Origin of the sequence: Mycobacterium sp. VKM Ac-1816D, from assembly GCF_000416385.1 — a bacterium.
In the GTDB taxonomy this organism is placed as follows: Bacteria; Actinomycetota; Actinomycetes; order Mycobacteriales; family Mycobacteriaceae; genus Mycobacterium; species Mycobacterium neoaurum_A.
Genome location: NZ_AOHQ01000132.1, coordinates 148,494 through 172,777 on the forward strand (window position 1 = coordinate 148,494; position 24,284 = coordinate 172,777).

Below are 24,284 nucleotides of genomic sequence, written 5' to 3' on the forward strand. Positions count from 1 at the left end.
TCCCGTCAGCGTTCGTGGGCTTCTTCCAGCACCGTACGGCCCAGTTCGGCATAGCGCTGTGGATCCTTGTACTTGAGGAAGAGCGCCAGCAACACCCCACCGATGCCCACGATACCGACCACCCAGGGGATGGCGGCGAAGATCCAGTCGGTGGCCGCGGCTCCCGCCGCGAACGACGCGTTCTTGGCCAGCAGGTAGACCACGTACACCATCCCGAGGCCGCCGAGCAGTGGCGCCAGGAAGGTGGTGAACCAGTTGGCCGTCTCCGGATGCCGCTTGTGCACATGGAAGTACGAGATCACCGAGAAGGCCGCCAGCGCCTGGACGATCATGATGGCCGTAGTACCCAGCAGGGCCATCAGGCCGTACAGACCGGTGTAGGGATCGCGATGGGTGAACTCGAAGAAGAGAACGACCAGGAACGCGAAACCGGTCTGCACGAAACCGGCGATATGCGGTGAGCCGTGGACGCGGTGGGTGGCGCCGAGCGTCTTGCGCATCCCGGGGATGACGTCCTCACGGCCGAGGGCGTACAGGTAGCGGGCCGCACAGTTGTGGAATGCCATTCCGCAGGCGAACGACCCGGTCATCAGCAGGATCTTGAACAGGTCGACCGCCCACTGGCCCAGGTTGTCATGCACCGGGTTGAAGAAGATGTCACCCGCGGTGGCCGAATCTTGCGCCAGCGCAATGGCATTCTCCGGCCCGGTGCCGACGATCGCCAGCCAGGACACGATGACATAGAAGGCGCCGATGCCGATCACCGAGCTCACGACCGCAATCGGGATGATCTTCTTGGGGTTGCGCGACTCCTCGCCGTACATGGCGCTGGACTCGAAACCGACCCAGGACCAGAACGCGAAGAACAGCCCCACGCCGGCGGATCCGATGACGGCCATGGTGGATCCGTCAGAACCCTCGACGACACCGGACAGACTCTGAAACCCGTTGAGCGGGTTCAGCGATCCCCATGACCATCCCTGCGGTCCGCCGCCGGTGAACAGCACCGACAGCGCCATCGCGGCCAGCATCACGATCTCGGTCACCAGAAAGACGCCGAGCACCTTGGCCGCCAGGTTGATATCGAAGTAGGTGAGCAACGCGTTGATCGCGAGCATCACCAGCGCGAACACCAGCCAGGGCACGTCCACCCCGAACAGGGACGAGAACAGGTCGGTGCCGAAGAAGCTGAAGATACCGATCAGCGACGCCTCGAAGACCATGTAGGCCAGCGCGGTCAAGAAGCCCGCGCCGAGCCCGACGATGCGCCCGAGGCCGTGTGAGATGTAGCCGTAGAACGCGCCGGTGGCGGTGATGTGTTTACTCATCGCGGCATAGCCGATCGCGAACAGGGTCAAGACGATGGTGGCGACGAAATAGCCGGCGGGCGCGTAGGCGCCGTTGCCGAAGCCGACGGCAATCGGCACGTTGCCGACCATGGCGGTGATGGGGGCCGCCGTGGCGACCGCCATGAACAGCACACCGACCAAGCCGACCGCATTCGGCTTGAGTCGCTGGATAGTCTCACTCATTGGATCCCAATCTGAGGGCATTTCCCAGACCGATATTTGGTCTGGTCTTTGAAGGGTCGTCGGCACCGATGCCTTCGACAAGAACGACGCGGGCAATTGTTACCCTCCCCAGATCGCTTGGTCAACTGGGAGATTCAGCTGTCAGCCAGCTGTGTTTCGACAAGGTTTCGAAACTGGGAATGGTGCAACGACTGCGTTAAAAACCTCCATTTGGTCTGCTTTGACCCGACCATTGGGCCACACTGGTCGGCATGCCGGGATTGCCTGCCGACCATGAGCACTTCGCCCGGGCGGCGCTACCCGCCTACGGCCGCGCCCCCGACACCGCGCTGCGCCTGCTGAGCCTGTCCGAGAACGCGACCTACCTGGTGTGCGACGACGACCCGATCGTGCTGCGCGTGCACCGGCCCGGCTATCACTCCGTGCAGGGCATCCGCTCCGAGCTGGCCTGGATGGCCGCGCTGCGCCGCGACACCGCGGTGCAGACCCCGGAGCTGGTGTGCTCGACCGCCGGCGAGGATGTCGTCACCGCCTCGGTCGGCGGGCGGGAGCTGCATGTCGACGCCGTATCGCTGATCTCGGGGTGCACCGCCGAGGAGGTCCCCCACGCGGTCGGCTTCGCCCAGCTCGGCGAGCTGACCGCGATCATGCACGAGCACGTGCTGAACTGGGCTCCCCCGCCCGATTTCACCCGTTTCCGCTGGGACCTCGACGATATCCTCGGCCCCGGTGCACGCTGGGGCGACTGGCGCGCGGCCCCGGGCCTGTCCGAGCCGGACCGGGCAGGTATTCAGCGAGCGGCCCACCAGATCACCGAAAGACTTGCCGGATACGGCACCGGCGCAGACAGATTCGGACTGATCCACGCCGACCTGCGGTTGTCCAACCTGATGGTCGACCCGGCCGCGCCGTCGGCGGGTATCACCGTCATCGATTTCGACGATGCCGGCTGGGGCTGGAACCTTGCCGACCTCGGCGCGGTGGTCTCCTGGATCGAGGACACCCCGGAAGCCGAACGCATCATCACCGAATGGCTGGGCGGTTACACGAAGGTGCGGACGCTCGCCGACGAACACCTGGCACTCATCCCGACATTCGTGATGCTGCGACGCATCCAGCTCACCGCCTGGATCGCCTCGCACGCCGATGCCGACGCCGCGATCGCGATCGGCCCCGGCTATGCACTCGGTACCGCCCGGCTCGCCGAGCGCTATCTCAACGACCACAGCTGGTTACGGTGAGGAGAGAAATGTTCGACCTGCAGTCCCGCTCGGTGTTGGTCACCGGCGGCAGTAAGGGCATAGGCCGCGGAATCGCGTCGGTGTTCGCCAAGGCCGGAGCCAATGTGGCGATCGGAGCGCGCACGGCGGCCGGCTTGGACGAGGCCGTCGCCGCGTTGGACGGACTTGGCGCGGGCAAGGTGCTCGGCGTGCGTGTCGATGTCAGCGACCGGCAATCGTGTGCCGAGATGGCCGCAGCCGCGATCGATGCGTTCGGTGGCCTGGATGTGTTGTGCGCCAACGCCGGAATTTTCCCGGACGCCCCACTGGCCACCATGACCGAAGAACAGCTCACCGAGATCATGGCGGTCAACGTCCACGGCACGTTCTACGCCGTGCAGGCCTGTCTGGATGCGCTGACCGCCTCGGGAGCAGGCCGGATCATCCTCACCTCCTCGATCACCGGACCCATCACCGGTTACCCGGGCTGGTCACACTACGGCGCCACCAAGGCCGCCCAGCTGGGCTTCATGCGCACCGCCGCAATCGAATTGGCGCCCAAGGGGATCACCGTCAACGCGATACTGCCCGGCAACATCCTCACCGAGGGGCTGCTCGACAACGGCGAGGAGTATCTGGCGAGCATGGCGCGATCCATCCCGGCCGGCGCGCTCGGTACCCCGGAGGACATCGGACATCTCGCCGCGTTCCTGGCCACCAGGGAGGCGGCCTACATCACCGGGCAGGCCATCGCCGTCGACGGGGGGCAGGTGCTACCCGAATCGCTGGACGCGATCGTCACCTGACCATGGAGGAAACCGTGGGGGGAGCGGTCGCCGAGGATGTGCGCCGCCGGATTCTGTCCATGCTGTCCAGCGGCGCGCTGCGCCCCGGTTCGCGGCTGGGCACCGAGCGTGAGATGGCCGCGCGTTTCGACGTGTCCCGCGCGACGCTGCGCAGCGCACTGCTGCCGCTGAGCCAGGCCGGTGTCCTGGAACGGCGTACCGGCCGCGCCGGCGGGACCTTCGTGCGCGCCGATATCGTCCAACGCCACGCGGCCGAGCAGGCCGGTCTGCCCGCGCTGTTGCACAGCGGCGGGCACAGCAGCCATACCAAGGTGCTGGCGACCGACAGCAGACCGGCGACCGTGGCCGAGTCCGTCGCGCTGGCGATCCCGGACGGCGAGCCGGTCGTCGTCATCCGCAGACTGCGCTACGCCGACGGGGTGCCGCTGTCGGTGGACCAGTCCTGTTTCGTCGCCGCGCATGCCGTGGATCTGCTGGAGCAGCCCTTGGGCGGCTCGCTCTACGAGCTGTTCCGGACCCGTTATGGCTTGGCACCGGCCAGCACCACCGAGACCATCGAGGTCGTCAGCGCCAGCCCCCGCGAGGCGCAGTGCCTCGACATCGGCAGTCGCAAACCACTGTTGGCCATCACCCGGGTGACCAGGGCCACCTCGGGCGTGCCGTTCGAGTACGCCTACGACCTGTTCCGCGCCGACCGCGTCCGACTGACCGCGACCAGCAGCACCGGGCTCACGCTAGCTTGCGCAGCCGCGGTTCCAGATCCCGCTTGAACAGCTCAAGGAAGCGGCGCTGGTCGTGGCCGGGGGCGTGGAACACCAGGTGGTTCAGTCCCCAGTCGACGTAGTCCTTGACCTTGGCGACGGCTTCGTCGGGATCCGACGCGACGATCCAGCGCTTGGCCACCTGCTCGATGGGCAGCTCGTCGGCAGCCTTCTCCATCTCCAGCGGGTCGTCGATCGAGTGCTTCTGCTCGGCGGTCAGCGACAGCGGCGCCCAGAACCGGGTGTTCTCCAGCGCCGCCTCGGGGTCGGTGTCATAGGAGATCTTGATCTCGATCATCCGGTCGATGTCTTGCGCGTTCTTGCCCGCGGCCTCCGCGCCCTCGCGCATGGCCGGGATCAGCTTCTCCTTGTAGAGCTCCTCACCCTTGCCGGAGGTGCAGATGAAACCGTCCCCGGCGCGGCCGGCGTACTTGGCGACCTGCGGCCCGCCCGCGGCGATGTAGATCGGGATGCCGCCCTCGGGCACGTCGTAGATCGAGGCGCCCTTGGTCTTGTAGTACTCACCCTCGAAATCGACGCGGTCACCGAGCCACAGCTCGCGCATCAGGCGCACCGATTCGCGCAGCCGCGCGTAGCGCTCCTTGAACTCGGGCCATTCGCCCTCGTAACCGGTGGCGATCTCGTTGAGGGCCTCACCGGTGCCGACACCGAGGAAGATCCGGTTCGGGTACAGACAACCCATGGTGGCGAACGCCTGCGCGATGACGGCCGGGTTGTAGCGGAACGTCGGGGTCAACACCGAGGTACCCAGGATCAGCCGCTCGGTGCGCTCCCCCACGGCGGTCATCCACGCCAACGAGAACGGGGCGTGGCCGCCCTCGTGCCGCCACGGCTGGAAGTGGTCGCTGACGGTGGCACTGTCCATACCGTGCTCTTCGGCCGCGACGGCGAGTTCGACGAGTTCACGAGGCGCGAACTGCTCCGCCGACGCCTTGTAGCCCAGTTTCAGTTCAGCCATACATAAGTTTCTACACTCACAACATGGCACCGGTTCTGACGGCCGTCACCGAACGCGTTCACCTCGCCGAGACCGACCTCGTGAATTGGACGGTGGTGACCGATGAATCCGGGGTGTTGCTGATCGACGCCGGCTACCCGGGGCACCGTGACGAGGTTCTGGATTCGCTGCGCGAGCTCGGCTTCGGCCCCGAGGATGTCCGGGCGATCCTGCTCACCCACGCCCACGTCGACCATCTGGGTTCGGCCATCTGGTTCGCGAAAACCCATGGCACACCGGTGTATACGCATGCCGCCGAGGTCGGTCACGCACAGCGGCAGTACCTGGAGCAGGTTTCCCCGGTGGACGTGCTGACCCGGGCGTGGCAGCCGCGTTATCTGACCTGGACGTTGGCGCTGGCCCGCAGGGGCGGGCTGACCCATGAGGGCATCCCGTCCGCGCTCGCCCTCGACGAGGACATCGCGGCGTCGCTACCGGGCACCCCGATGGCGGTCCCGTCGCCAGGGCACACCGGCGGGCACTGTTCCTATGTCGTGGACGGTGTGTTGGTTGCGGGCGATGCGCTGATCACCGGGCACCCGTTGAGTAGCAGGCACGGCCCGCAGTTGCTGCCGACGATCTTCAACCACGACCAGGACGGTTGCCTGCGCAGCCTGGCCGCGCTCGGCCTGCTGGACAGCGAGGTACTGGTGCCGGGGCACGGCCCGCTGTGGCGCGGCTCGATCCGCAAGGCGGCCGAGATGGCGGCCCGATGAGCGATACCCCGCTGCACGCCGATCGGCAGCGGGCCGAATCGTTCGGTTCGGCGGCCGCCCGTTACGACCGCCACCGGCCCCGCTACCCCGCCGAGCTGATCGCCGATCTCGTTGCGTACCAGGGGATCCGCGTGCTCGATGTGGGTGCCGGGACAGGTATTGCCGGCGCGCAGTTACGCGCGGCAGGCGCCGACGTGCTGGCGGTCGAACCCGATCCGCAGATGGCCGAGGTGGCAGGGCGTAAGGGGCTGTCCGTCGAGTTGGCGACGTTCCAGGAGTGGGAACCCCGCGGCCGCACCTTCGATCTGGTGGTGTTCGCGCAGTCGTTCCACTGGGTGGATCCGCAGCCGGCGCTGCACAAGGTGCGGGCCCTGCTGGCCCCCGGCGGCAGGCTGGCGCTGCTGTGGAACCGTATCGTGCCCGTCAGCCCGGACCGGGACCAGCTCGGGCGGGCGTATGCGGGTCTCCTCGAGGACTGGCAGCGCCCCTCTGCCGATATCGAGGGCGATGACCTCGACCCGCTGCTGGCGGCGGCCGGGCTGAGCCATGAGCGTCGCCGGTACCTGGAGCATCCGCACTACTCCTGCCCCGAGTGGGTGGAGATGGTCACCACCTACTCCAATGTGTTGCGGCTGCCCGCGGCCGATCAGGAGCGTCTGCGGACCCGGCTGACCGCGCTGATCAGCACCGCCGGCGTCCAGGCGACCAATGACGCGCTGGCTGTGTTGTGCACACCGTCACCCGAACCGTGAGGTCTCACACGATCAGGTCTCACACGATGAGGTCATAGCCGACCACGAAGGCCGCGGTGACGACCAGACCGCAGGCCACCACGATGGTCGGCATCAGGATCTTCTCGTCGAGTTCGGCGCTGTCGGCCACGTCGGCCCGGCGGCCGACGAGGGTGCGCACGCCCAGCCCCAGCAGCAGCACCAGGACGGCGCCCACCACCATCAGCAGTGCGACGATGAGCAGTGACACCGCATCAGCTTACGAAATCAGCTCGCCCAGGCCGTCGCGATCAACTCATGGGAACGCAATCGGTCGGCGTGGTCGAACGCCACCGAGGTGATGACGAGCTCGTCGGCACCGGTGACCCGCGCCAGCGCGGCAAGCCGCTCGGCGACCTCGTCGGCGGATCCGACGAAGCGGGTGTCCAGACGGTCCGCCACCACGGCCAGCTGCTCGTCGGTCAACGGGCCCACGGTGTCCGGGTCGGGGTACGGGATCGCGCCGCCGCCGGCCCGGATCGAGTACACCCAGTGGTCGAAGCCTCTGGCCAGGCGGTGGGCACGGGCACTGTCGTCGGCGGCCAGCACGTCGGCCGAGACCACCACATAGGGTTCGGCGAGCACCTGCGATGGCCGAAAAGCGTTGCGGTAGGCCTCGACTGCCTCCAGCGCGGTGGCCGGGACGATGTGATAGGCGGCCACGAACGGCAGCCCGAGACTGCCCGCCACCCGCGCACTCTGCCCCCTGCTGGTGCCGAAGACCCACGGCCGCAGCGCGGTGCCCGCACCCGGGCTGGCGTGCGCGGCGAAGCCGTCGACTTGATACGTGCCGTTCAGCAGCGCCAGGATGTCGGCCACCTGATCGCCGAAGTCCGGGGTGACGGCCTCAGGTTGTTGCAGCGTCCCCAACATCGCCTTGAGCCGCGGATTGCGCAGCTGGACCGACAGGTCGAACGGTGCCGGTACGACGACGCCGTCCACCTCATGGCGCGCCCGGGGCGGTCGCGGTGGGCGCGGTGCCTGCCGAATGGCCTCGGCGCGGCGCTGGCCCGATCGTCCGACGCCGAGGTCGATACGGCCCGGATGGAAGGCATCCAGCGTCGCGAAGCTCTCCACCACGGCGATCGCGGTGGTGTGGCCCAGCTGCACCGCGGCCGCGCCGACCTGGATGGTCGTGGTGGCGGCGGCGAGCTGCCCGATCAGCACCGCGGGCGAGGCGCTGGCCACCGCGGCATAGTGATGCTCGGCCACCCAGTACCGGCGATATCCCCACCGCTCGGCGTGCTGGGCCAGATCGACCGTCTTGCGCAGCGCACCCGCGGCGGTGTCCCCCGCCGAGATAGGGGCCAGGTCGAGCACCGACAGCGCGGCGGTCACCCCAGGACCTTCTCGAACGCGATCGGATAGCTCTCGCCCTGTTTCGGTAGCGGCTCGCTCAGGCGGGTGTAGCCACTGGATTCGTAGAGCGCTTCGGCCTCCGGTTGGCGGTCGCCGGTGGTCAGATAGATCCGCCGATACCCGCGCTGGGCGATCAACGTCTCCAGTTCGACCAGCAGGGCCTTGGCGTAGCCGCGCTTGCGGTGTTCACGAGCGGTCCAGATCCGTTTGAGTTCGGCGGTGTCGGCATCGAAGCGCTGGAACGCCCCGCCGGTGACCGGGACACCGTCGTCCAGCCCGATCAGCAGCGCACCGTGCGGCGCGGCGAAATCCTCGGCCGGGTGCGCCCGCAACCAGCGGGCCACACCGGCCTCGGTGCCGCCGTAGCGCCGGGAGTATTCGACGGCGAGTTCGGCCAGTAGCGGTTCGGCCAGTGGGTCGGTCTGCCGCACCGGGACGAAACGCAGAGTCTTCACCATTGCTCCTGCCATCACTCGAATGTCCAACGCGGCGCGGCTCCGCGCATTCCGGAGCGGCCATCGGCTCGTCCTGATCGTAAATACCGGCTGGCGAACCCCTCTTCCGCGAAAAACTTGACACGTGTAAAGTTCGCCGCCATGGACAACATCAGGGGCAAGACCATCGCGATCACCGGCGCCGCTCGCGGTATCGGTTATGCCACCGCCAAGGCTTTGCTGGCGCGCGGGGCACGCGTCGTCATCGGGGACCGGGACGTCGCGCTGCAGGAATCGGCCGTCGTCGAACTCACCAAGCTCGGCCAGGTGTCCGGCTACCCGCTCGATGTCACCGATCGCGATTCGTTCGAGACCTTCCTCGACAAGGCCCGCACCGACGGTGGCGGCCACATCGACGTGCTGATCAACAATGCCGGCGTGATGCCCGTCGGCCCGTTCCTCGAGGAGACCGAGCAGTCGGTGCGGTCCTCACTGGAGGTCAACGTCTACGGTGTGCTCACCGGCTGTCAGCTCGCGTTGCCGGACATGGTGCGCCGCCGCAGCGGCCACATCATCAACATCGCCTCACTGTCGGGCCTGATCCCGCTGCCCGGCCAGGTGGTCTACGTGGGTGCCAAGTACGCCGTCGTGGGCCTGTCCACCGCGCTGGCCGACGAGATGGCGCCGCACGGTGTCAACGTCTCGGTCATCATGCCGCCGTTCACCAACACCGAGCTGATCTCGGGCACCAAGTCCGGCGGCGCGATCAAACCCGTCGAGCCCGAGGACATCGCGGCCGCGATCGTCAAGACGCTGGACAAGCCCAAGACCCACGTGTCCGTTCCCGCCCCGCTGCGCTTCACCGCGCAGGCCGCGCAGATGCTGCCGCCCAAGGGCCGCCGTGCGATGAACAAGGCACTGGGCCTGGACACCGTGTTCCTGGAGTTCGACAGGAGCAAGCGCAAGGCCTACGAGGATCGGGCCAGGGCCGCCCAGGGCGTCATCGATTCCGACGGCTCGTAACAGCGCGGACGACCCCGGCCCGATCTCAGTATTCGATCGCTTCGATCAGCGGGCCGGGCTCGTCCATCAGCGCCCAGAAGCGGTCCCGGATGGCGACCGTCATCTCACCGGGCTCACCGTTGCCGATCGGCTCGCCGTCCAGGGAGTTGATCGGGGTGACACCGCCGGCGGTGGTGACGGCCATCAGCTCGTCGGCCTCGTAGAGTTCGTGGCTGGTGACATCGCGCAGGGTGGCCTCGATGCCCATCTGCTCGGCGAGTTCGAAAACAGTCTTGCGGGTGATGCCCGGCAACGCATTTCGCGACGGGGAGGCCAGCTTGCCATCCTTGACGATGCAGACGTTGAAACCCGGCCCCTCGGCCACACAGTTGTCCGAGTCGAGCAGGATGGCAGTGCGGGCCCCGCGGTCCTTGGCCTCGAAGCTGGCCGCGGTCAGATCGCCCCACTGATAGTTCTTGATGGTCGGGTCCACCGTGTTGCGGCCGGCCCGACGGACATGGCGCGGCACGATGGCGGTGGTGCCGAAGATCTGCTCGGCCGGGGGGAACGCCCACAGATACGGGATGGCGTAGATGTACACCTGGTGGGTCAGCTTGGACAGATCCTTTTCGCCCCTTCGCTTTCCGTAGCCCCGGGTAACGGTGAGGTTGACGAAGGATTCGCGCAGCTGCGACATCGCGACGCACTGTTTGGTGATATCGGCCAACTCGTCCTTGGTGTAACCGGCGTCCAGACGCAGCTTGCGGGCCCCGTCGAGCAGTCGGTCCAGGTGATCCCCCAGCCGGAAGATGTTGCCGTGCCACACATGCGCGACGGTGTAGGTGAGATCGGAATGCCCGAAGCCGGTGTCGAAGATGGAGATCTTGGCATCCTCCGCGGGCAGGAACTCTCCTTCGATCCAGGCGACGCCGCCGGCGAACGGGCTGCTGTGGTCCAGCTCGTAATCGCTGTACTGGATCACCGACCCCGGCGGGGTGTCCTCCCGGATGGCTCCCGGTTCGACGGCCACGAGGTTGGAGGTTCCTGTGCTCATGATGATGCGGTCCTTTCTAGAGGTTGTGGGTCTTGGCGTAATCGGCACCGGCGTCGCCACGGCGCAGCCGTGACTTCAATCCGGTGGCCCACCAGATGGCGGCGATCACGACGATGCCCAGGAAGACCCACTTGTTGGTGGTGAACTGGGGCAGGAAGAGTAGGGCGACGGCGACACCGAGGAACACCACCAGAGCGGTGACGTACAGCGGCAACCGAAACAGGCCCAGATCGAAGGTGCCCGGCTCGGCCGCGGGGATCGTGCCGCGCTTGTAGCCGACGAGCAGGCCGATGGTCTGCAGGATGTAGACGAAGAAGAAGAGCAGCGAGGCGATGCCGATGATGTAGTTGAAGGCCTTCTCGTTGACCAGCGCCGAGAGCAGTAGAACCGTTGACAGACAACCCAACCCGAGGACGGCATAGGTGGGGGCCTTGCTCTTCGGCGAGACGTGGCGCCAGACGTGCGAGAACGGCAGCATGTTGTCCCGGGCCATCGAATAGGTCAGCCGGGTGGCCACCAGGATGTTGGCGAGCAGGCAGGCCAGGATGTTGGTCAGCGCGATGGCGACGACGACCTTGGTGACGACCGGTCCGGCCTGCTGGGTAATGATCTCCTCGATCGGTGCGGCCGAATTCGCTTCCACCGCAGCGGGATCCTTGATGGCCAGCACATACACGACGTACATCAGGAACTCGATGACGATCGAGGTGATCAAGGCATAGAACATCGTCTTGGGGACAACCCGTCGCGCGTTCTTGGTCTCCTCGGCGACGTCGGCACCGGACTCGACGCCGATAAGACCGAAGAACGGTCCGAGCGCGGCGGCCAGCCAGGCCAGCATGTAGGAGTCCTTGTCCCCGGATTCGCCGCCGGTGAACAGGGTGGAGATGGGCTGGTGGTTCTCCGGTGTGGAGAAGGCGATGACGGCGATCAGGGCGGTGGCGCCCACGGTGATGACGAGTTCGAGACTGACCCCGATGTTGTTGACCATGGTGGCGAAGCGGACACCGTAGATGTTGATCAGCACGCAGAGGAACACCACGGCGATGGCCAGCAGGATCTGGGTGGTCTGCGTCATGCTCCAGCCCAGCAGCCCGCCGAGGTAGCCGGACAGGATGAAGCCGACGCCGGTCATGCCGCAGACCCAGCCCATCAGCGCGATGAAGCCGGTGAACCAGGCGAGATTCGGCCCGTTGATCCGGCTGATCCACTGATAGGAGTAGCCGGCCAGCGGCAGCTTGGCGGTCAGGTCGGCGGCGATGAACGTCCACAGCGCGAACACCGCACCGGCCAGCAGCAGCGTCCACACGAACGGCGCGCCTGCGGTGAAGTAGCCCGCGCCGAATCCGGTGAACACCGCGGTGGTGGCGCTGATGGTGGCGAAGCCGATGGCGAACGAGGCCAGGGTGCCGACCGAGCGGTCGAGCTTCTGGGTGTAGCCGAGCTCGGCCAGCTTGGCATCTTCGGAGCCGGGCGCGGCGACCGTGTTGCCGGAGCTGTGGGCGGCAGGGGTATCCGAATGAGTGGGTGGAGCTATTGCGTCGGTCATAGTCACTCCAGGTCAAGACGTGGGGACGAACTCCTCCAGGTCAGACAACCGTCATCCGGGGGACATCGGAAGTTCGATGTTTTGATCTGCTTATAAGCAAGAGTTATCAGTCCTGGGCAGAAGTGTCGGCGCCGCCGACTCCCCAACGCGCTTCCACCAGCCTGACCAGCGCATCTGCCTGCGGCGTGAGAGCCGCGGGGTTCCACGCCAGGGCGGTATGACTGAGCGGACGGTCGGAAATCGGCACATAGACGATGCCCGGGCGGTCATAGAAGCGCGCCACCGAGGAGGTGGTGAAGCTGATCCCGAGTCCCCGCGCGATCGCCGTCGTCTCGGCCTCGTAGGTCGCGGCGACGGCGGCGATGGTCGGTGGCCGGTTGCCCCGGACGTCCATCGCCAGCCAATAGTCCCGCCACGTTCCGGCCGTGAGCGGAGCGCAGACGATGGGATCGTCGAGCAGCTCGGCGATCCCGACCTCGGTGCGGTCGGCCAGCCGGTGATCGCGCGGCAGACACGCGACCCACGACTCGGAATCCAGGATGAGCACGCGATGCTCTGGCAGGTCGACCGGCGGGCGGATGATCGCGACCTCGGTGCTCCCGTCGGCAAGGCCCGCGGTGGGATCGGCGAAATCGAACTCGATCGGTTCGACGGTCACTTCGGGATAGGCGGACTCGAAGTGGCGGACCAATCGGAACAACAGGTCGGCTCCGGTGCCGATCAGGTAGCCGACGCGCAACACACCGCGCCGGGTGCCCGAGAGCAGCAAAAGGTTATCGACGACGGCTTCCACCCCCGACAGCGCCTGGTGCACCTGGGGCAGCCACGCCGCGCCCAGATCGGTCAGCGTGACCTCGCGGGTGTTGCGGTGGAAGAGCACCACACCGAACTGGTGCTCGAGCTGTTTGATCGCGGTGGACAGCGCGGGCTGGGTGATGAACAGGCGTTCGGCGGCGCGGCGGTAGTTCAGCTCTTCCCCCAGCACGGCGAAGTAGCGGAGCTGCCGCAACGTCACGTCACTCACTCCGGGATCGGCTCGCCGTTCCGGTAGGACTCGATGGCGTCGAGTCGGTCGAACAGCTCCTCGTGGGTGAAGCTGTGCTTATCGGTGGTTCCGACGAAGGTCACGTGAACCAGTGCACCGTCCTCGGCGGCGTCCAGCCACAACGAGGTGACCGAGATGCCGTCCTCGACCACCGCACCGGACGGCTCGAAGAACCAGATGGCGTAGTCGTCATCGGATTCTTCCTCGTCGAAGATCCAGCCGCGCTCGGTGATTCGCTCGTCGAACTCCGCAAGGTCGGCGACCACCGCATCCTGGATGGCCGAGAGCTGCTCTATCACCGCGTCGGGAACCCACCGTGTGTCAGCGGTCGTCTTACGCTTCTTGCGACGCGCCTTCTTCGCATCCGATCCCTTGGACATCGACTATCCCGATCAGCTCAGCGCCTGGCCCAGATCGGCGATCAGGTCCTCGGTGCCCTCCAGGCCCACCGAGACACGCACCACGCCGTCACCGAGACCGATCGCCGCCCGCCCCTCCGGACCCATCGCCCGGTGGGTTGTGGTGGCCGGGTGCGTGATCAACGATTTCGCGTCGCCGAGGTTGTTGGAGATGTCGATGACGCGCAGCTTGTCCAACAGCTTGAAGGCCGCATCCTTGCCGCCGTCCACCTCGAACGTGACCACCGTTCCACCGCCGCGCATCTGGCGCTGCGCCAGCTCGTACTGCGGATGTGACTGTAGGAACGGGTATTTCACCCAGTTCACACCGGACTGCTGTTCCAGGAACTCGGCGACCCGCTGCGCGGAGCGGTTCGCGTAGTCGACCCGGACCGCCAATGTCTCAAGGCCTTTGAGCAGCGTCCAGGCGTTGAAGGCGCTGATCGCCGGGCCGGTGTGGCGCATCAGCTTCTGCACCGGGCCGTCGATGTACTCCTTGTCACCAAGGATGGCGCCACCTAGGACGCGGCCCTGGCCGTCGATGTGTTTGGTACCGGAATACACCACCACATCGGCCCCCAGCGGGATCCCTTGCTGCAGCAGCGGGGTGGCGAACACGTTGTCCAGCACCACCTTTGCACCCGCAGCGTGCGCCAACTCGGCGACCGCGGCGATATCGACAAGTGACTGCATGGGATTCGACGGGGTTTCGAAGAACACGGCCTGGGTCGGCACGCTGAGCGCTTCCTCCCACTGGGACAGGTCGTCACCGTCGACGAAGACGGTCTCCACCCCCCAGCGCGGCAGGATCTCGTTGCACACCACGAAACACGATCCGAAGAGGCTGCGCGCGGCGACCAGTCGGTCACCGGCACCCAGCAGTGCACCCAGCGCGGTGAACACCGCTGCCATGCCGGTGGCGGTGGCGAACGCCGCCGGGGCGCCCTCGATGAGGCGTAACCGTTCCTCGAACATCGAGATGGTGGGGTTGCCGTAGCGCGAGTACACATACCGGTCGATCTCACCGGTGAACGCGCGCTCGGCGTCGGCGGCGGATTCGTAGACGTAGCCCGAGGTCAGGTACAGGGCCTCGGCGGTCTCCTCGAAGCCCGAGCGCAGCAGGCCGCCGCGCACGCCGATGGTGGCCTGGCTGACGCCGTCGGGCAGTGGTGCGGGGATACGCACGGAGGGAACGTCACTCATGGCTGCTCTCAGCTCTGCTTCCAGGGAAGGCCGACGGCTTTCCATCCGGTACCACCGCGATGACCGTTCTCGTCGAGGTTGCCCTCGAAACCGTCGAGCACGTTGTAGGACGGCCCGATACCCGCGGCCGTCGCGGCCTGCGCCGAGCCGATGGATCGATTACCCGAGCGGCACAGGAACACCACCGGCCGCGCCCCAGGGGCGATACCTGACCTGCCGAGATCGTCGATGAAGGCGTCGTTGCGCGAGCCGTCGGTCCTGTTCCACTCCACGAAGACCACCTCGCGCCGCAACGGGGCGAGGTCGGGAACGCCGACGAACCGCCACTCCGCCTCGGTGCGACAGTCGACCAGGACGGCTTCGGGATTGTCGGACAGCAGCTCCCATGCCTGCTCGGGCGTGATGTCACCGGCGTAACCCGGGCTCTCGGATGTGGACACAGCACTACCGTAACGGCTAGGCCGGACCCTGCGAACAGACCTTCCACTGACCGTCCTCGCGCGTGAACATCATGTCGGCGCTGACCTGGGTGTCCGTTTCGTCGGCGGTGCCGAAGTGATACTTGACGGTGGCGGTGGCGGTATCGCCGACGACGGCGATGTTTCCCGTCCCGTCGACATAGCGATCACCGTGCTTGGCAACCGAATCCCGCTGCCGGTCGAGAACCTCTTTCTCGGTGCCCTGCTTGGCCGCGCACGTGTTGGCCTTGAACGCCTGATAGTCCTGCCGCTGCAGGGCGTCGTTCTGGGCGACCACCACGCGGCCGATCTGCTGGGGATCACCGTCACCCTCGCCGCGGTTGATGACAAGAATCGCGGTGATCACAACCACGATGATGACGAGAGCCAGCAGGAACGGCGTCGCCGTCGGCCTGTCCCGGTCTGCTTCGTCGCCGCTCACGACTGCCAGAGTCTACGCAGCGACACCGCGGTGCGTTGCGCACGGTCACGCGCGATGGTGACGTCCTGGGCGGTGGCGAATGCCGCGCCGAGCCCGTCACCGAAAAGCCAGACATCGCTTTCGGCCACCTCGTGGGCCTGCGCCAGCACCGCCAGCGCCGTGGCCTTGTCGGCGGCCACGTCGAGCACAGCGTCGCCTGCCCGGCCCACCACAGCGGCACCCGGGGAGACCATGATGGTGTCGACCGGAAGCCCGAGCACCGCGCGCGCATGCAGGTCGAAGACCGACAATCGGTGCGTGCGCAGGGTCAGCAGGGTGGCGTCGACGGGGCGCGGCCGCACATCGGCGAAGTACACCTCGTCACCGCGCACCAGCAGTTCCACCGCGTAGGCACCGCGACCGTCCAGCGAGTTCACGATGCGCGCACCGATCGATTTGGCGGCGTCCAGCGCGGCCGGGGCCAGCCGGTGCGGCTGCCAGGCCGACACGGTGCCGTCGTCGGCGACCCGGTGTCCGATCGGTTCGCAGAAATGCACCACCGGACCGGCGGCGCTGGCGGTGCGCACGGTCAGCAGGGTGACCTGGTCGTCGATCTCGACGACCGTTTCGGCCATCACCCGCTGGTGACCGGCGGCGACGGCACGGTCCCAGGCCGGACCGACATCCTCGGGCCGCAACAACACCGATCGCCCCGTGTCCGCCTCGTCGGCGACCGGGGTGACCGCCAGTGGGAAGCCCGCGTGCTCGGCGATCGCGGCCAGCTCCGCGGCCGTTCCGGCGAACCAGAACGGCGCGGTCGGCAGCCCCAGCTCGTCGGCGGCCAGCCTGCGTAACCCCTCGCGGTCCAGGTCGAGCTCGGATGTGACCACGAAATCGGCGTCGTCGGCCGGATTCGTGGTGACCACGGCGCCCAGCCGTGCGAAGGACAGAGCCTGCTCGCGGCCGGTCGCACCGGGTTCGCGCAGCAGCACCACGGGCGCCCTCGGGTCGGCGTGGGGGTCAGCGTCTTCGGCGTGCCTTGTCATCGCCATCCCAGCCTGCCAGATTTTTCAGCCGAGCCGGATGTCGACATAGCACCACCGCCACGACTCACCCGGTTCGATGCTGCACATCACCGGGTGGCCGGTCTCGCGGAAATGCGCGGTGGCATGTTGGTGCGGGCTGGAATCACAGCATCCGATGTGACCGCAGGACAGGCACATCCGCAGGTGGGCCCACGTGTTCTCGCCGTGCTCGGCACATTCCTGGCACTTGCCGGGAGTAAGCGGGGCCGGTTCAGCGCTGTGGGGTATCGCCTGGAGATGCTCACACAGCGGAGTCGGCGACTGCCGTCGTGAACGCTTGAGCATGGTGACCGAGGATAGGTGGATGCGGTGGGAGTGACAGTACTGGCGGTATCGGTGGCCGCCGTGTTGCTGGCCGCGGTGAGCCGCCGCCTCGACGTGTCGGCGCCGTTGGCGCTGGTCGTGGCGGGTCTGGCTGCCTCGTACATCCCGGGTTTCGACGGTGTGGAGCTCGATCCCGATCTGGTGCTGTTCGTGATCCTGCCGCCGCTGCTGTGGTCGGCAGGCCTGGAGAGCAGCTATCTCAACATGCGCAGGAACGCGGGCGCGATCGGCTCGCTGGCGGTCGGCCTCCCGCTGGTCACCACGCTGGTGGTCGGGCTGGTGGCGTTCCGGGTGGTCCCGGAGCTGACCATGGCCGCGGCTTTGACGCTGGGGGCGATCGTGGCCCCGCCGGATGCGGTGTCCGCGAGCGCGGTGGGCCGTCGGCTGGGACTGCCACGGCGGGTGATGACGCTGATCGGCGGCGAGAGCCTGCTCAACGACGCGACGGCGCTGACGGCGTACAAGGTCGCGTTGGCGGCGGCGGTCGGTGCATCGACGGGGTGGGCGTCGGGACTGGGCACCTTCGTGCTGGCCGCGGCCGGCGGTGTGGTGGTCGGAGCCCTCGCGGGTTCGGGCATCACGTTCGTGCGCGCACGCCTGGACGATCCCGTCGTCGAAAGCGCCATCGGCCTGCTGGCGCCGTTCGTCGTCTATCTGGTGGCCGAGGAGGCGCACACCTCCGGCGTGCTGGCCGTCGTCACCGCCGCCGTGCTGCTCGGCGGGCGCACCACGACCCACGCCGGGTATGCCACCCGGCTGCAGGACGACGCGGTGTGGCGGGCGCTGCAGTTCATCCTGGAGTCGTTCGCCTTCCTGCTGATCGGGCTGCAGCTGCCCAGCGTGGTGGACCAGCTGGCGGGATTCTCACCGGCCAGGATCGCCATGTCGGCGCTCGCCGTGCTCGGCACGACCATCGCGGTGCGTCTGGTGTGGGTGTATGCCTTCGCCTACCTGCGCTCGCCACGGCCGTCGGTCGGCGAGACGTTCGTGGTGGCGTGGGCCGGGATGCGCGGGGTCGTATCGCTGGCCGCCGCCTTCGGTGTGCCGATGACGACATTGTCCGGGGACGCCTTTCCCGGCCGCGATCAGCTGGTGTTCCTGACCTTCGCGGTGGTGGTCGGCACCTTGTTGCTGCACGGTCTCACGCTGCCGTGGGTGATCCGACGGTTCGGTGTCGAGGGTGACGACGCGCGTTCGGATGCCTTGGCGCAGGCCGCAGCCCAGGACAAGGCGGCCCGCGCGGCGGCCGACCGGCTCGACGAGCTGCTCGAGCAGCAGCGCGCCGAGGGCAACGCGATCCAGGACAGCGCAGCCGATGTGCTGCGCCGTTGGAACACCGCGCGGCGCAACGCGGCCTGGGAGCGGTTGGGGCGCAGCGAGGAGGAGATCGGGCAGAGCCCGGCCTCGACGTTCCGCAGCCTGCGACTGGAGATGCTGGCCGCCGAGCGAGCGGTGTTCATCGCCGAACGCGACGCGGGCAACATCGACGACGAGGTCCTGCGCGAGGTGCTGCGCGGCCTCGACCTCGAGGAGGCCACTCTCAACCGTCGTTGACCGTCCGGAACCGGTGCATGGCACCGACCAGCGCCGTGAACACCCGGTGCGCCGCCTCCAGATCGCTGTCGGGCAGATCCGCCAGCGCCGCGGAGTTGATCTTCGCCAGCGGGGTGAAGAAGTCGGTCGCGACGGCCATCCCGTGATCGTCGTAGCGCAGGATGACCTTGCGCCGGTCCTTCGGGTGAGCCTCCCTACGAAGATGTCCGGAGGCGATCATCCGCTCCACCAGGTAGGTGACCGCGGCCGCCGAGGTTCCGATCAGCTTGCGCAGCTCGCCGGCCGTCAGCGGCTCCCCCGCGGCGTCGGCGACCATCACGTGCAGCAGCGCCCGGAAGTCGTTGGCGCTCACATCATGCCGACGTGCGAACTCGTGACCGATCTGGTCGGACTCGGCGGTCAGGGCGCGGACGTCACCGGCGATCAACCGCTCCAGGTCCTCACGTGTCACCCCGCGATCATATCGGCAAGGGTTGATTATTAGTTAAGTATCTGAAATATTTGATGTCATGTCCGGTCGACTCTCGTGGCTTGTTGCCCTGCTCGTGATCCTGGCCTCGGGTGCCGGAATGGCGCTGCTCAGCGGCGGAGATTCCGCATCGCAGTCTCCGGTGGCCGTGCCGGCGGGTGCGGAGTCGGCGCGCGTCGACGCCCTGCGCGCCCAGTTCCCCGGGGGCGATCAGGCGCCGGCGATCATCGTGTTCAGCCGCACGGACGGCACGCCGCTCGGCGCGGCCGATATCGCCGCGGCCGGGCCAGGCGCACAGGTGTCCGAGGACGGCAAGGCGGCATTGTCGGTGGCGCCGCTGCCCGCCGACCTTTCCGGGTTCGCCCTCGACGATGCCGTGCAGGAGCTGCGCATCTCGACGTCGCAACGCCTGCCCGACGGCCTGCAGGCCGAGGTGACCGGCGGCCCCGCCTTCGGCGCCGATATCGCGAATTCCTTTGCCGGAGCCAACTTCACCCTGCTCGCGGTCACAGCCGCCGTGGTGGCCCTGCTGCTGATCGTCACCTATCGCTCCCCCATCCTGTGGCTGGTACCGCTTCTGGTGATCGCCTTCGCCGACCGGGTCGGCTCGGTGGTCGGGACCGCGGTGGCCGCGGGCCTGGGCCTGAGTCCGGACGGTTCGACCGGCGGTATCACCAGCGTGCTGGTCTTCGGTGCGGGCACCAACTATGCGCTGCTGCTCATCTCGCGCTACCGCGAGGAACTGGGCGCACGCGCGGACCATCGCGAGGCACTGCGGGTAGCGGTGCGGGCTGCCGCCCCGGCCATCCTGGCCAGCAACGCCACGGTCGTGCTGGCACTGCTGACGCTGGCCTTCGCGACCGCGCCGAGCAACCGCAGCCTCGGCGTGCAGGCCGCCGCCGGCCTGGTGGTCGCCGCCATCTTCGTCCTGCTGGTACTACCGCCCTTCCTGGGCCTGTTCGGCCGAAAGCTGTTCTGGCCGTTCATCCCGCAGGTGGGTAACAAGGCGCTCACCGACAACGGGGCCTGGCATCGGATCGCCTCGTGGGTTGCGCAGCGACCCGGTTGGGTCTCCGGGGGCGCCCTGGCCGCGCTGGCGGCGCTGTGCCTCGGCCTGGTCGGCACCCCCGTCGGGCTGACCCAGACCGAGCAGTTCCGCGTGCAGGCCGAGTCGGTGGCCGGCTTCGAGACGCTGTCGCAGCACTTCCCGAGCGGTCTGACCGACCCGACGGTGGTGATCGCCCCGAGTTCGGATGCCGCCGCGGTCAGCCAGGCGATCGGGCAGACACCCGGGGTGGTGTCGGCTCGACCGACCGGCGAATCGGATACCGGCCTGACCCAGTGGTCGGCGGTCCTGCAGGCCGAGCCCGCCTCCGACGCCGCCTTCGATACTGTTGACGCCCTGCGTAGTTCGGTGCACGCGGTCAGTCCGGACGCCCTCGTCGGCGGTTCCGACGCCAAGGCCAGGGACGCGGCCGCCGCGGCCCGCCACGACCGCATGGTGGTCATCCCCGCCATCCTCGCGGTGGTGCTGGCGGTGCTGTTCGTGCTGTTGCGCTCATTGCTGGCACCGCTGATCCTGGTGTCGGTCACCGTGCTGAGCGCGCTGGCCGCACTGGGCCTCGGTGGGTGGGCAAGTGTGCACCTGTTCGGTTTCCCCGCACTGGACAACGGAACTCCGCTGTTCGCCTTCCTCTTCCTGGTCGCCCTCGGCGTGGATTACACGATCTTCCTGGTGACGCGCGCCAAGGAAGAGACCCCGCAGTACGGCAACCGGCAGGGCATCGTGCGCGCCGTCTCGGCGACGGGTGCGGTGATCACCAGCGCCGGAATCGTGCTGGCCGCGGTGTTCTGCGTGCTGGGGGTGCTACCGCTAATCGTGCTCACCCAGATCGGCATCATCGTCGGGTTGGGCATCGTGCTGGACACCTTCGTGGTGCGCACCGTGATCATCCCGGCACTGTTCACCCTCATCGGTCCGCGCATCTGGTGGCCGGCGCTGCGCCCGGAACGTTAACGTGTGAGCCGTGGAATCACGAAACGTCTCGACGCGGTTGGGGCGGCTGCGGATCCAGGTCGACGGAGCCGGCGACACGATGGTGTTCTGGCCGAGCCTGTTGATGACCGGCGACATGTGGTCGGGGCAGGCGGCGGCGTTCCGCGATCATTTCAAGGTCGTCCTGATCGACCCACCGGGTCACGGTGCGAGCGAAAAGCTCGCCGCACCGTTCACATTCGAGGACTGCGCACAGTGCGTGGTCGACGTCCTGGACGCGGTGGGTGCCAATCAGGCGCATTTCGTCGGGAATTCGTGGGGCGGCATGATCGGCGGCACGTTCGCCGCGCTGCATCCCGACCGGGCCGGATTCTCGGTGTTGATGAACTGCACCGCCTCGGCCGCCGGATGGCGGCAGCGCCTGGAGTACGGGGCGCTGCTGCGGGTGGCCAAGCTGCTCGGTGGCATCCGCGGCCCGTTGACCCGTGAGGTGGTCAAGGCCTTTCTGGGCCCGACGACCCTGCGGGAACGTCCCGACGTGGTCGGGTATGTGCGCGCGGCAGCTCACTCGGTGGATATCGAATCCTGTTCGTGGGCGGTGACCAGCGTGGTGCCGGACCGACCGGACCAGCGGGAGTTGCTGGCGAGCGTGCGCACACCGGTGCTGGTGGTTGCCGGAGCGGAGGACGCGACGTTCCCGGTGGCCGAGACGCTGGCGATGGCCGCGGCGATCCCTGGGTCGTCGAGCGTGGTCCTCGACGGGGTCGCCCATCTGGCGGCCTTGGAGAATCCGATGCTCGTCAACGCCCTGATCTCGGACTTTATCCTCGGCGCGTAGCGTGTGGACATGACAGCCAGCCAAATGCTGCCACCGGTCCACATGCGGCGCAACGGTTTCGATCCGGTACCTGAACTCGGCGAGATCCGCGACGGAGCCGGCGTTCAGTCGGTGGTCAGCGCGTTGGGCAATCCGGTGTACCTGGTCACCCGGTACGAGGACGTCAAAGCGGTCCTGGCAGATCACGAGCACTTCTCCAATTCCCGACCGCCGGGGTTCGCCCTTCCCGGCGCGCCGCCGATGTCCGACGAGGAGCTCGCCCGCGCCCGCGCCGGGAATCTGCTCGGGCTCGATCCGCCCGAGCATCAGCGGCTGCGCCGGATGCTCACTCCCGAGTTCACCATCCGGCGGATGAAACGGCTTGAGCCTCGGATCGCCGAAATCGTCGAGGATCGCCTGGACGCCATGGAGGCCGCCGGCCCACCTGCCGATCTGATATCCCAATTCGCCTTGCCGGTACCGTCTTTGGTGATCTGTGAGCTTCTCGGTGTCCCCATCGAGGACCGGCCCGATTTCGAGCAACGCTCGGCCCGTCAGCTCGACCTGGCGTTGCCGATAGCCGAGCGGATGGAACTGCAGCGCCAAAGCCGCGAGTACATGCACAGTCTGGTGAGCCGGGCGCGTCGCACCCCGGGTGAGGACATCCTCGGCATGTTGGTCCGCGATCACGGTGCGGAACTCAGTGACGACGAATTGGTGGGCATCGCAGGGCTTCTGCTGCTGGCCGGGCACGAGACGACATCGAACATGTTGGGGTTGGGCACATTGGCGCTACTGCGCTCACCGGAGCAGTTGGCCATGGTGCGTGAAGACCCGGACGCGATCGGCCCGGCGATCGAAGAGCTACTGCGCTGGCTTTCGGTGGTGCACCACGCAATTCCGCGATTCACCACCGGCGAGGTGGAAGTCGCGGGGGTGACGATACCGCCGGGCATGCTGGTCTTCGCCTCCCTGCCCGCCGGCAACCGCGATCCCGCCTTTGTCGATTCTCCCGACGAACTGGACATCCACCGCGGCGCCGCAGGGCATCTGGCGTTCGGACACGGGATCCACCACTGCCTGGGCGCCCCGCTGGCGCGGATGGAGATGCGCATCGCCTTCCCCGCGCTGTTTAGCCGCTTCCCCGCACTGGCCGTCGCCGAGTCTGCCGAAGACATCGACTACCGGTCGTTCCACTTCATCTACGGCCTGCGGTCGCTGTCGGTGCGGTGGTGACGACGATGCACATCGAGGCCGACCGGGAGTGCTGCATAGGTGCGGGTAATTGCGTGATGGTCGCCGACGCCCTGTTCGACCAGGACGACGACGGCATCGTCGTGGTGCTCGCCGCCGATGTTCCGGCCGATGAGGAAACGCGCGCCCGTCGTGCCGCGCAGTTGTGCCCGGCGGGGGCGATCACCGCCATCGAATAGGGCGTCAAGATTTTCTTGACAGGTGCGCATTTGTCAAGGCATCATTGACAGCATGACCGATTCGCCGTTCGCCGCCGCCCAACTACTGCATCGCAGACTCGGCCAACTGGTCGCTGCGCCGATCCTCAGCGCCGACCAAGACCCACTTGCGACGGTGGGCATCGCACGCGAGGTCAAAGAGGACGCCGAGAGTCTGCTGGCCGCTGCCGTGCAGCGGGCCCGCACCGCGGGTCACACCTGGCAGCAGGTCGGCGATGCACTCGGCATCACCCGCCAGGCCGCTTTCCAGCGATTCGGCAAACCGATCGATCCACGGACAGGACAAGCCATGAACACCACCCCACTTCCGCAGGCCACGGAGCTGACGCTGGCCGTCATCGATGATCTCGCGAACGCCCGGTGGGCCGATGTCAGCGCACGCTTCGACGAGACCATGCGCGATCGGCTCACCGAGGCCGGGCTCGCCGAAGCATGGGTTCACATCGTCGGGTTGGCCGGGGCCTACGGGGGCCACGGCGATGTCGACATGATGCGCGCGGGTGACTTCACCACGACGAACACGCCGCTCCGGTTCGAAGCGGGCGATTACGTCGCGCGCATCACCTTCCGCGACGACCAGACGGTCGCCGGGCTGTTCCTGCTGACACCGGACGCCGCGGCGGTCTGAAGGCTACTGAGCTGGGGTTTCGTCGGTCGATTTCACTTGTCGGGGCCGCGAGTAGTATAGAACACATGTTCGAACGGTCGGGGTTGAGCGATGAGGAGCTCATCGCCGAGGTCACCGATGCCACCCGCGCTGAGGCGGCCGCGGCGGCCCGGCGGCTGGCCGCGATCGCCGAAGTCACCGCACGGCACTGCGA

Annotated in this window: 27 protein-coding genes; 12 read left to right on the forward strand and 15 right to left on the reverse strand. The window is 67.5% G+C overall.

The genetic code is table 11. From position 1 onward, the window contains the following. Positions 1-5 precede the first annotated feature (5 nt). Entirely contained in the window at positions 6-1,532 is a 1,527-nt protein-coding gene (locus tag G154_RS12365) for an APC family permease (RefSeq protein ID WP_019513298.1), read from the reverse strand. A gap of 251 nt (positions 1,533-1,783) precedes the next feature. On the opposite strand from G154_RS12365, the gene G154_RS12370 reads away from it, so the two are divergent. The 3 genes from G154_RS12370 to G154_RS12380 are packed head-to-tail and all read left to right on the forward strand — an operon-like array spanning position 1,784 to position 4,328. Further along, positions 1,784-2,773, forward strand: a complete 990-nt coding sequence (locus tag G154_RS12370; protein WP_019513299.1) for a phosphotransferase enzyme family protein — start codon at positions 1,784-1,786, stop codon at positions 2,771-2,773. 8 nt (positions 2,774-2,781) lie between these two features. Beyond that, positions 2,782-3,558, forward strand: a complete 777-nt coding sequence (gene fabG / locus G154_RS12375; protein ID WP_019513300.1) for a 3-oxoacyl-ACP reductase FabG — start codon at positions 2,782-2,784, stop codon at positions 3,556-3,558. A gap of 2 nt (positions 3,559-3,560) precedes the next feature. Further along, entirely contained in the window at positions 3,561-4,328 is a 768-nt protein-coding gene (locus tag G154_RS12380) for a GntR family transcriptional regulator (RefSeq protein WP_019513301.1), read from the forward strand. Here G154_RS12380 and fgd read toward each other — a convergent pair. Beyond that, complete coding sequence (gene fgd, locus G154_RS12385; RefSeq protein WP_019513302.1) at positions 4,288-5,298, reverse strand: glucose-6-phosphate dehydrogenase (coenzyme-F420); 1,011 nt, start codon at positions 5,296-5,298, stop codon at positions 4,288-4,290. The two genes, G154_RS12380 and fgd, sit on opposite strands and share 41 nt — an antisense overlap. A gap of 23 nt (positions 5,299-5,321) precedes the next feature. On the opposite strand from fgd, the gene G154_RS12390 reads away from it, so the two are divergent. After that, positions 5,322-6,053 carry an MBL fold metallo-hydrolase gene (locus G154_RS12390; protein ID WP_019513303.1) on the forward strand — a complete coding sequence of 244 codons (732 nt, stop codon included), beginning with the start codon at positions 5,322-5,324 and terminating at the stop codon, positions 6,051-6,053. Beyond that, complete coding sequence (locus G154_RS12395) at positions 6,050-6,805, forward strand: bifunctional 2-polyprenyl-6-hydroxyphenol methylase/3-demethylubiquinol 3-O-methyltransferase UbiG (RefSeq protein WP_019513304.1); 756 nt, start codon at positions 6,050-6,052, stop codon at positions 6,803-6,805. The genes G154_RS12390 and G154_RS12395 overlap by 4 nt, the downstream gene beginning before the upstream one ends. Positions 6,806-6,824: 19 nt before the next feature. Here G154_RS12395 and G154_RS12400 read toward each other — a convergent pair whose 3' ends face one another. Genes G154_RS12400 through G154_RS12410 form a run of 3 tightly spaced genes read right to left on the reverse strand, consistent with a single transcriptional unit; the run spans position 6,825 to position 8,640 of the window. Beyond that, on the reverse strand, positions 6,825-7,034 hold the full coding sequence (locus tag G154_RS12400) for a hypothetical protein (protein WP_019513305.1): 210 nt from the start codon (positions 7,032-7,034) through the stop codon (positions 6,825-6,827). Positions 7,035-7,051: 17 nt separating this feature from the next. Beyond that, positions 7,052-8,161 carry an LLM class flavin-dependent oxidoreductase gene (locus G154_RS12405; RefSeq protein WP_019513306.1) on the reverse strand — a complete coding sequence of 370 codons (1,110 nt, stop codon included), beginning with the start codon at positions 8,159-8,161 and terminating at the stop codon, positions 7,052-7,054. Then, positions 8,158-8,640: a GNAT family N-acetyltransferase gene (locus G154_RS12410; protein ID WP_019513307.1), complete on the reverse strand. Its 483-nt coding sequence runs from the start codon at positions 8,638-8,640 to the stop codon at positions 8,158-8,160. Before G154_RS12410 ends, G154_RS12405 begins: the two co-directional genes overlap by 4 nt. A 138-nt stretch (positions 8,641-8,778) precedes the next feature. On the opposite strand from G154_RS12410, the gene G154_RS12415 reads away from it, so the two are divergent. Further along, positions 8,779-9,639, forward strand: a complete 861-nt coding sequence (locus G154_RS12415) for an SDR family oxidoreductase (RefSeq protein WP_019513308.1) — start codon at positions 8,779-8,781, stop codon at positions 9,637-9,639. Between the two features lie 25 nt (positions 9,640-9,664). On the opposite strand, the gene G154_RS12420 is transcribed toward G154_RS12415, so the two are convergent. The 9 genes from G154_RS12420 to G154_RS12460 form a co-directional block, all read right to left on the reverse strand. Continuing rightward, positions 9,665-10,672: an aminotransferase class IV gene (locus G154_RS12420; RefSeq protein WP_019513309.1), complete on the reverse strand. Its 1,008-nt coding sequence runs from the start codon at positions 10,670-10,672 to the stop codon at positions 9,665-9,667. A 16-nt stretch (positions 10,673-10,688) separates the two neighbouring features. Continuing rightward, positions 10,689-12,221 carry an APC family permease gene (locus tag G154_RS12425; protein ID WP_019513310.1) on the reverse strand — a complete coding sequence of 511 codons (1,533 nt, stop codon included), beginning with the start codon at positions 12,219-12,221 and terminating at the stop codon, positions 10,689-10,691. A gap of 106 nt (positions 12,222-12,327) precedes the next feature. Then, complete coding sequence (locus G154_RS12430) at positions 12,328-13,236, reverse strand: LysR family transcriptional regulator (RefSeq protein ID WP_023985228.1); 909 nt, start codon at positions 13,234-13,236, stop codon at positions 12,328-12,330. 5 nt (positions 13,237-13,241) lie between these two features. Beyond that, entirely contained in the window at positions 13,242-13,646 is a 405-nt protein-coding gene (locus G154_RS12435; RefSeq protein WP_019513312.1) for a hypothetical protein, read from the reverse strand. 12 nt (positions 13,647-13,658) lie between these two features. Further along, a complete protein-coding gene (locus G154_RS12440; RefSeq protein WP_019513313.1) occupies positions 13,659-14,867 on the reverse strand; it encodes an O-succinylhomoserine sulfhydrylase in 1,209 nt (402 codons plus the stop codon). 8 nt (positions 14,868-14,875) lie between these two features. Next, positions 14,876-15,307, reverse strand: a complete 432-nt coding sequence (locus tag G154_RS12445; protein ID WP_019513314.1) for a rhodanese-like domain-containing protein — start codon at positions 15,305-15,307, stop codon at positions 14,876-14,878. A 16-nt stretch (positions 15,308-15,323) separates the two neighbouring features. After that, positions 15,324-15,767, reverse strand: coding sequence for a hypothetical protein (locus G154_RS12450; protein ID WP_019513315.1), 444 nt, complete (start codon positions 15,765-15,767; stop codon positions 15,324-15,326). Continuing rightward, entirely contained in the window at positions 15,764-16,792 is a 1,029-nt protein-coding gene (locus tag G154_RS12455) for an ATP-grasp domain-containing protein (RefSeq protein WP_045546421.1), read from the reverse strand. Before G154_RS12455 ends, G154_RS12450 begins: the two co-directional genes overlap by 4 nt. A gap of 24 nt (positions 16,793-16,816) precedes the next feature. Beyond that, a complete protein-coding gene (locus G154_RS12460) occupies positions 16,817-17,116 on the reverse strand; it encodes a UBP-type zinc finger domain-containing protein (RefSeq protein ID WP_023985226.1) in 300 nt (99 codons plus the stop codon). A 24-nt stretch (positions 17,117-17,140) separates the two neighbouring features. Here G154_RS12460 and G154_RS12465 point away from each other — a divergent pair, with 24 nt between their 5' ends. Beyond that, complete coding sequence (locus G154_RS12465) at positions 17,141-18,709, forward strand: Na+/H+ antiporter (RefSeq protein ID WP_023985225.1); 1,569 nt, start codon at positions 17,141-17,143, stop codon at positions 18,707-18,709. On the opposite strand, the gene G154_RS12470 is transcribed toward G154_RS12465, so the two are convergent. Then, positions 18,696-19,160: a MarR family winged helix-turn-helix transcriptional regulator gene (locus G154_RS12470; protein ID WP_019513319.1), complete on the reverse strand. Its 465-nt coding sequence runs from the start codon at positions 19,158-19,160 to the stop codon at positions 18,696-18,698. The genes G154_RS12465 and G154_RS12470 overlap by 14 nt on opposite strands. Positions 19,161-19,218: 58 nt before the next feature. On the opposite strand from G154_RS12470, the gene G154_RS12475 reads away from it, so the two are divergent. The 5 genes from G154_RS12475 (at position 19,219) to G154_RS12495 (ending at position 24,091) form a co-directional block, all read left to right on the forward strand. Continuing rightward, complete coding sequence (locus G154_RS12475; protein ID WP_019513320.1) at positions 19,219-21,195, forward strand: MMPL family transporter; 1,977 nt, start codon at positions 19,219-19,221, stop codon at positions 21,193-21,195. 79 nt (positions 21,196-21,274) lie between these two features. Continuing rightward, positions 21,275-22,012, forward strand: a complete 738-nt coding sequence (locus tag G154_RS12480; protein WP_081650000.1) for an alpha/beta fold hydrolase — start codon at positions 21,275-21,277, stop codon at positions 22,010-22,012. 9 nt (positions 22,013-22,021) lie between these two features. Next, positions 22,022-23,227 carry a cytochrome P450 gene (locus G154_RS12485; protein WP_023985224.1) on the forward strand — a complete coding sequence of 402 codons (1,206 nt, stop codon included), beginning with the start codon at positions 22,022-22,024 and terminating at the stop codon, positions 23,225-23,227. 5 nt (positions 23,228-23,232) lie between these two features. Then, positions 23,233-23,424, forward strand: coding sequence for a ferredoxin (locus tag G154_RS12490; RefSeq protein WP_023985223.1), 192 nt, complete (start codon positions 23,233-23,235; stop codon positions 23,422-23,424). Positions 23,425-23,476: 52 nt separating this feature from the next. Continuing rightward, entirely contained in the window at positions 23,477-24,091 is a 615-nt protein-coding gene (locus tag G154_RS12495; protein WP_019513324.1) for a DUF3887 domain-containing protein, read from the forward strand. The last annotated feature ends 193 nt before the right edge of the window (positions 24,092-24,284 follow it).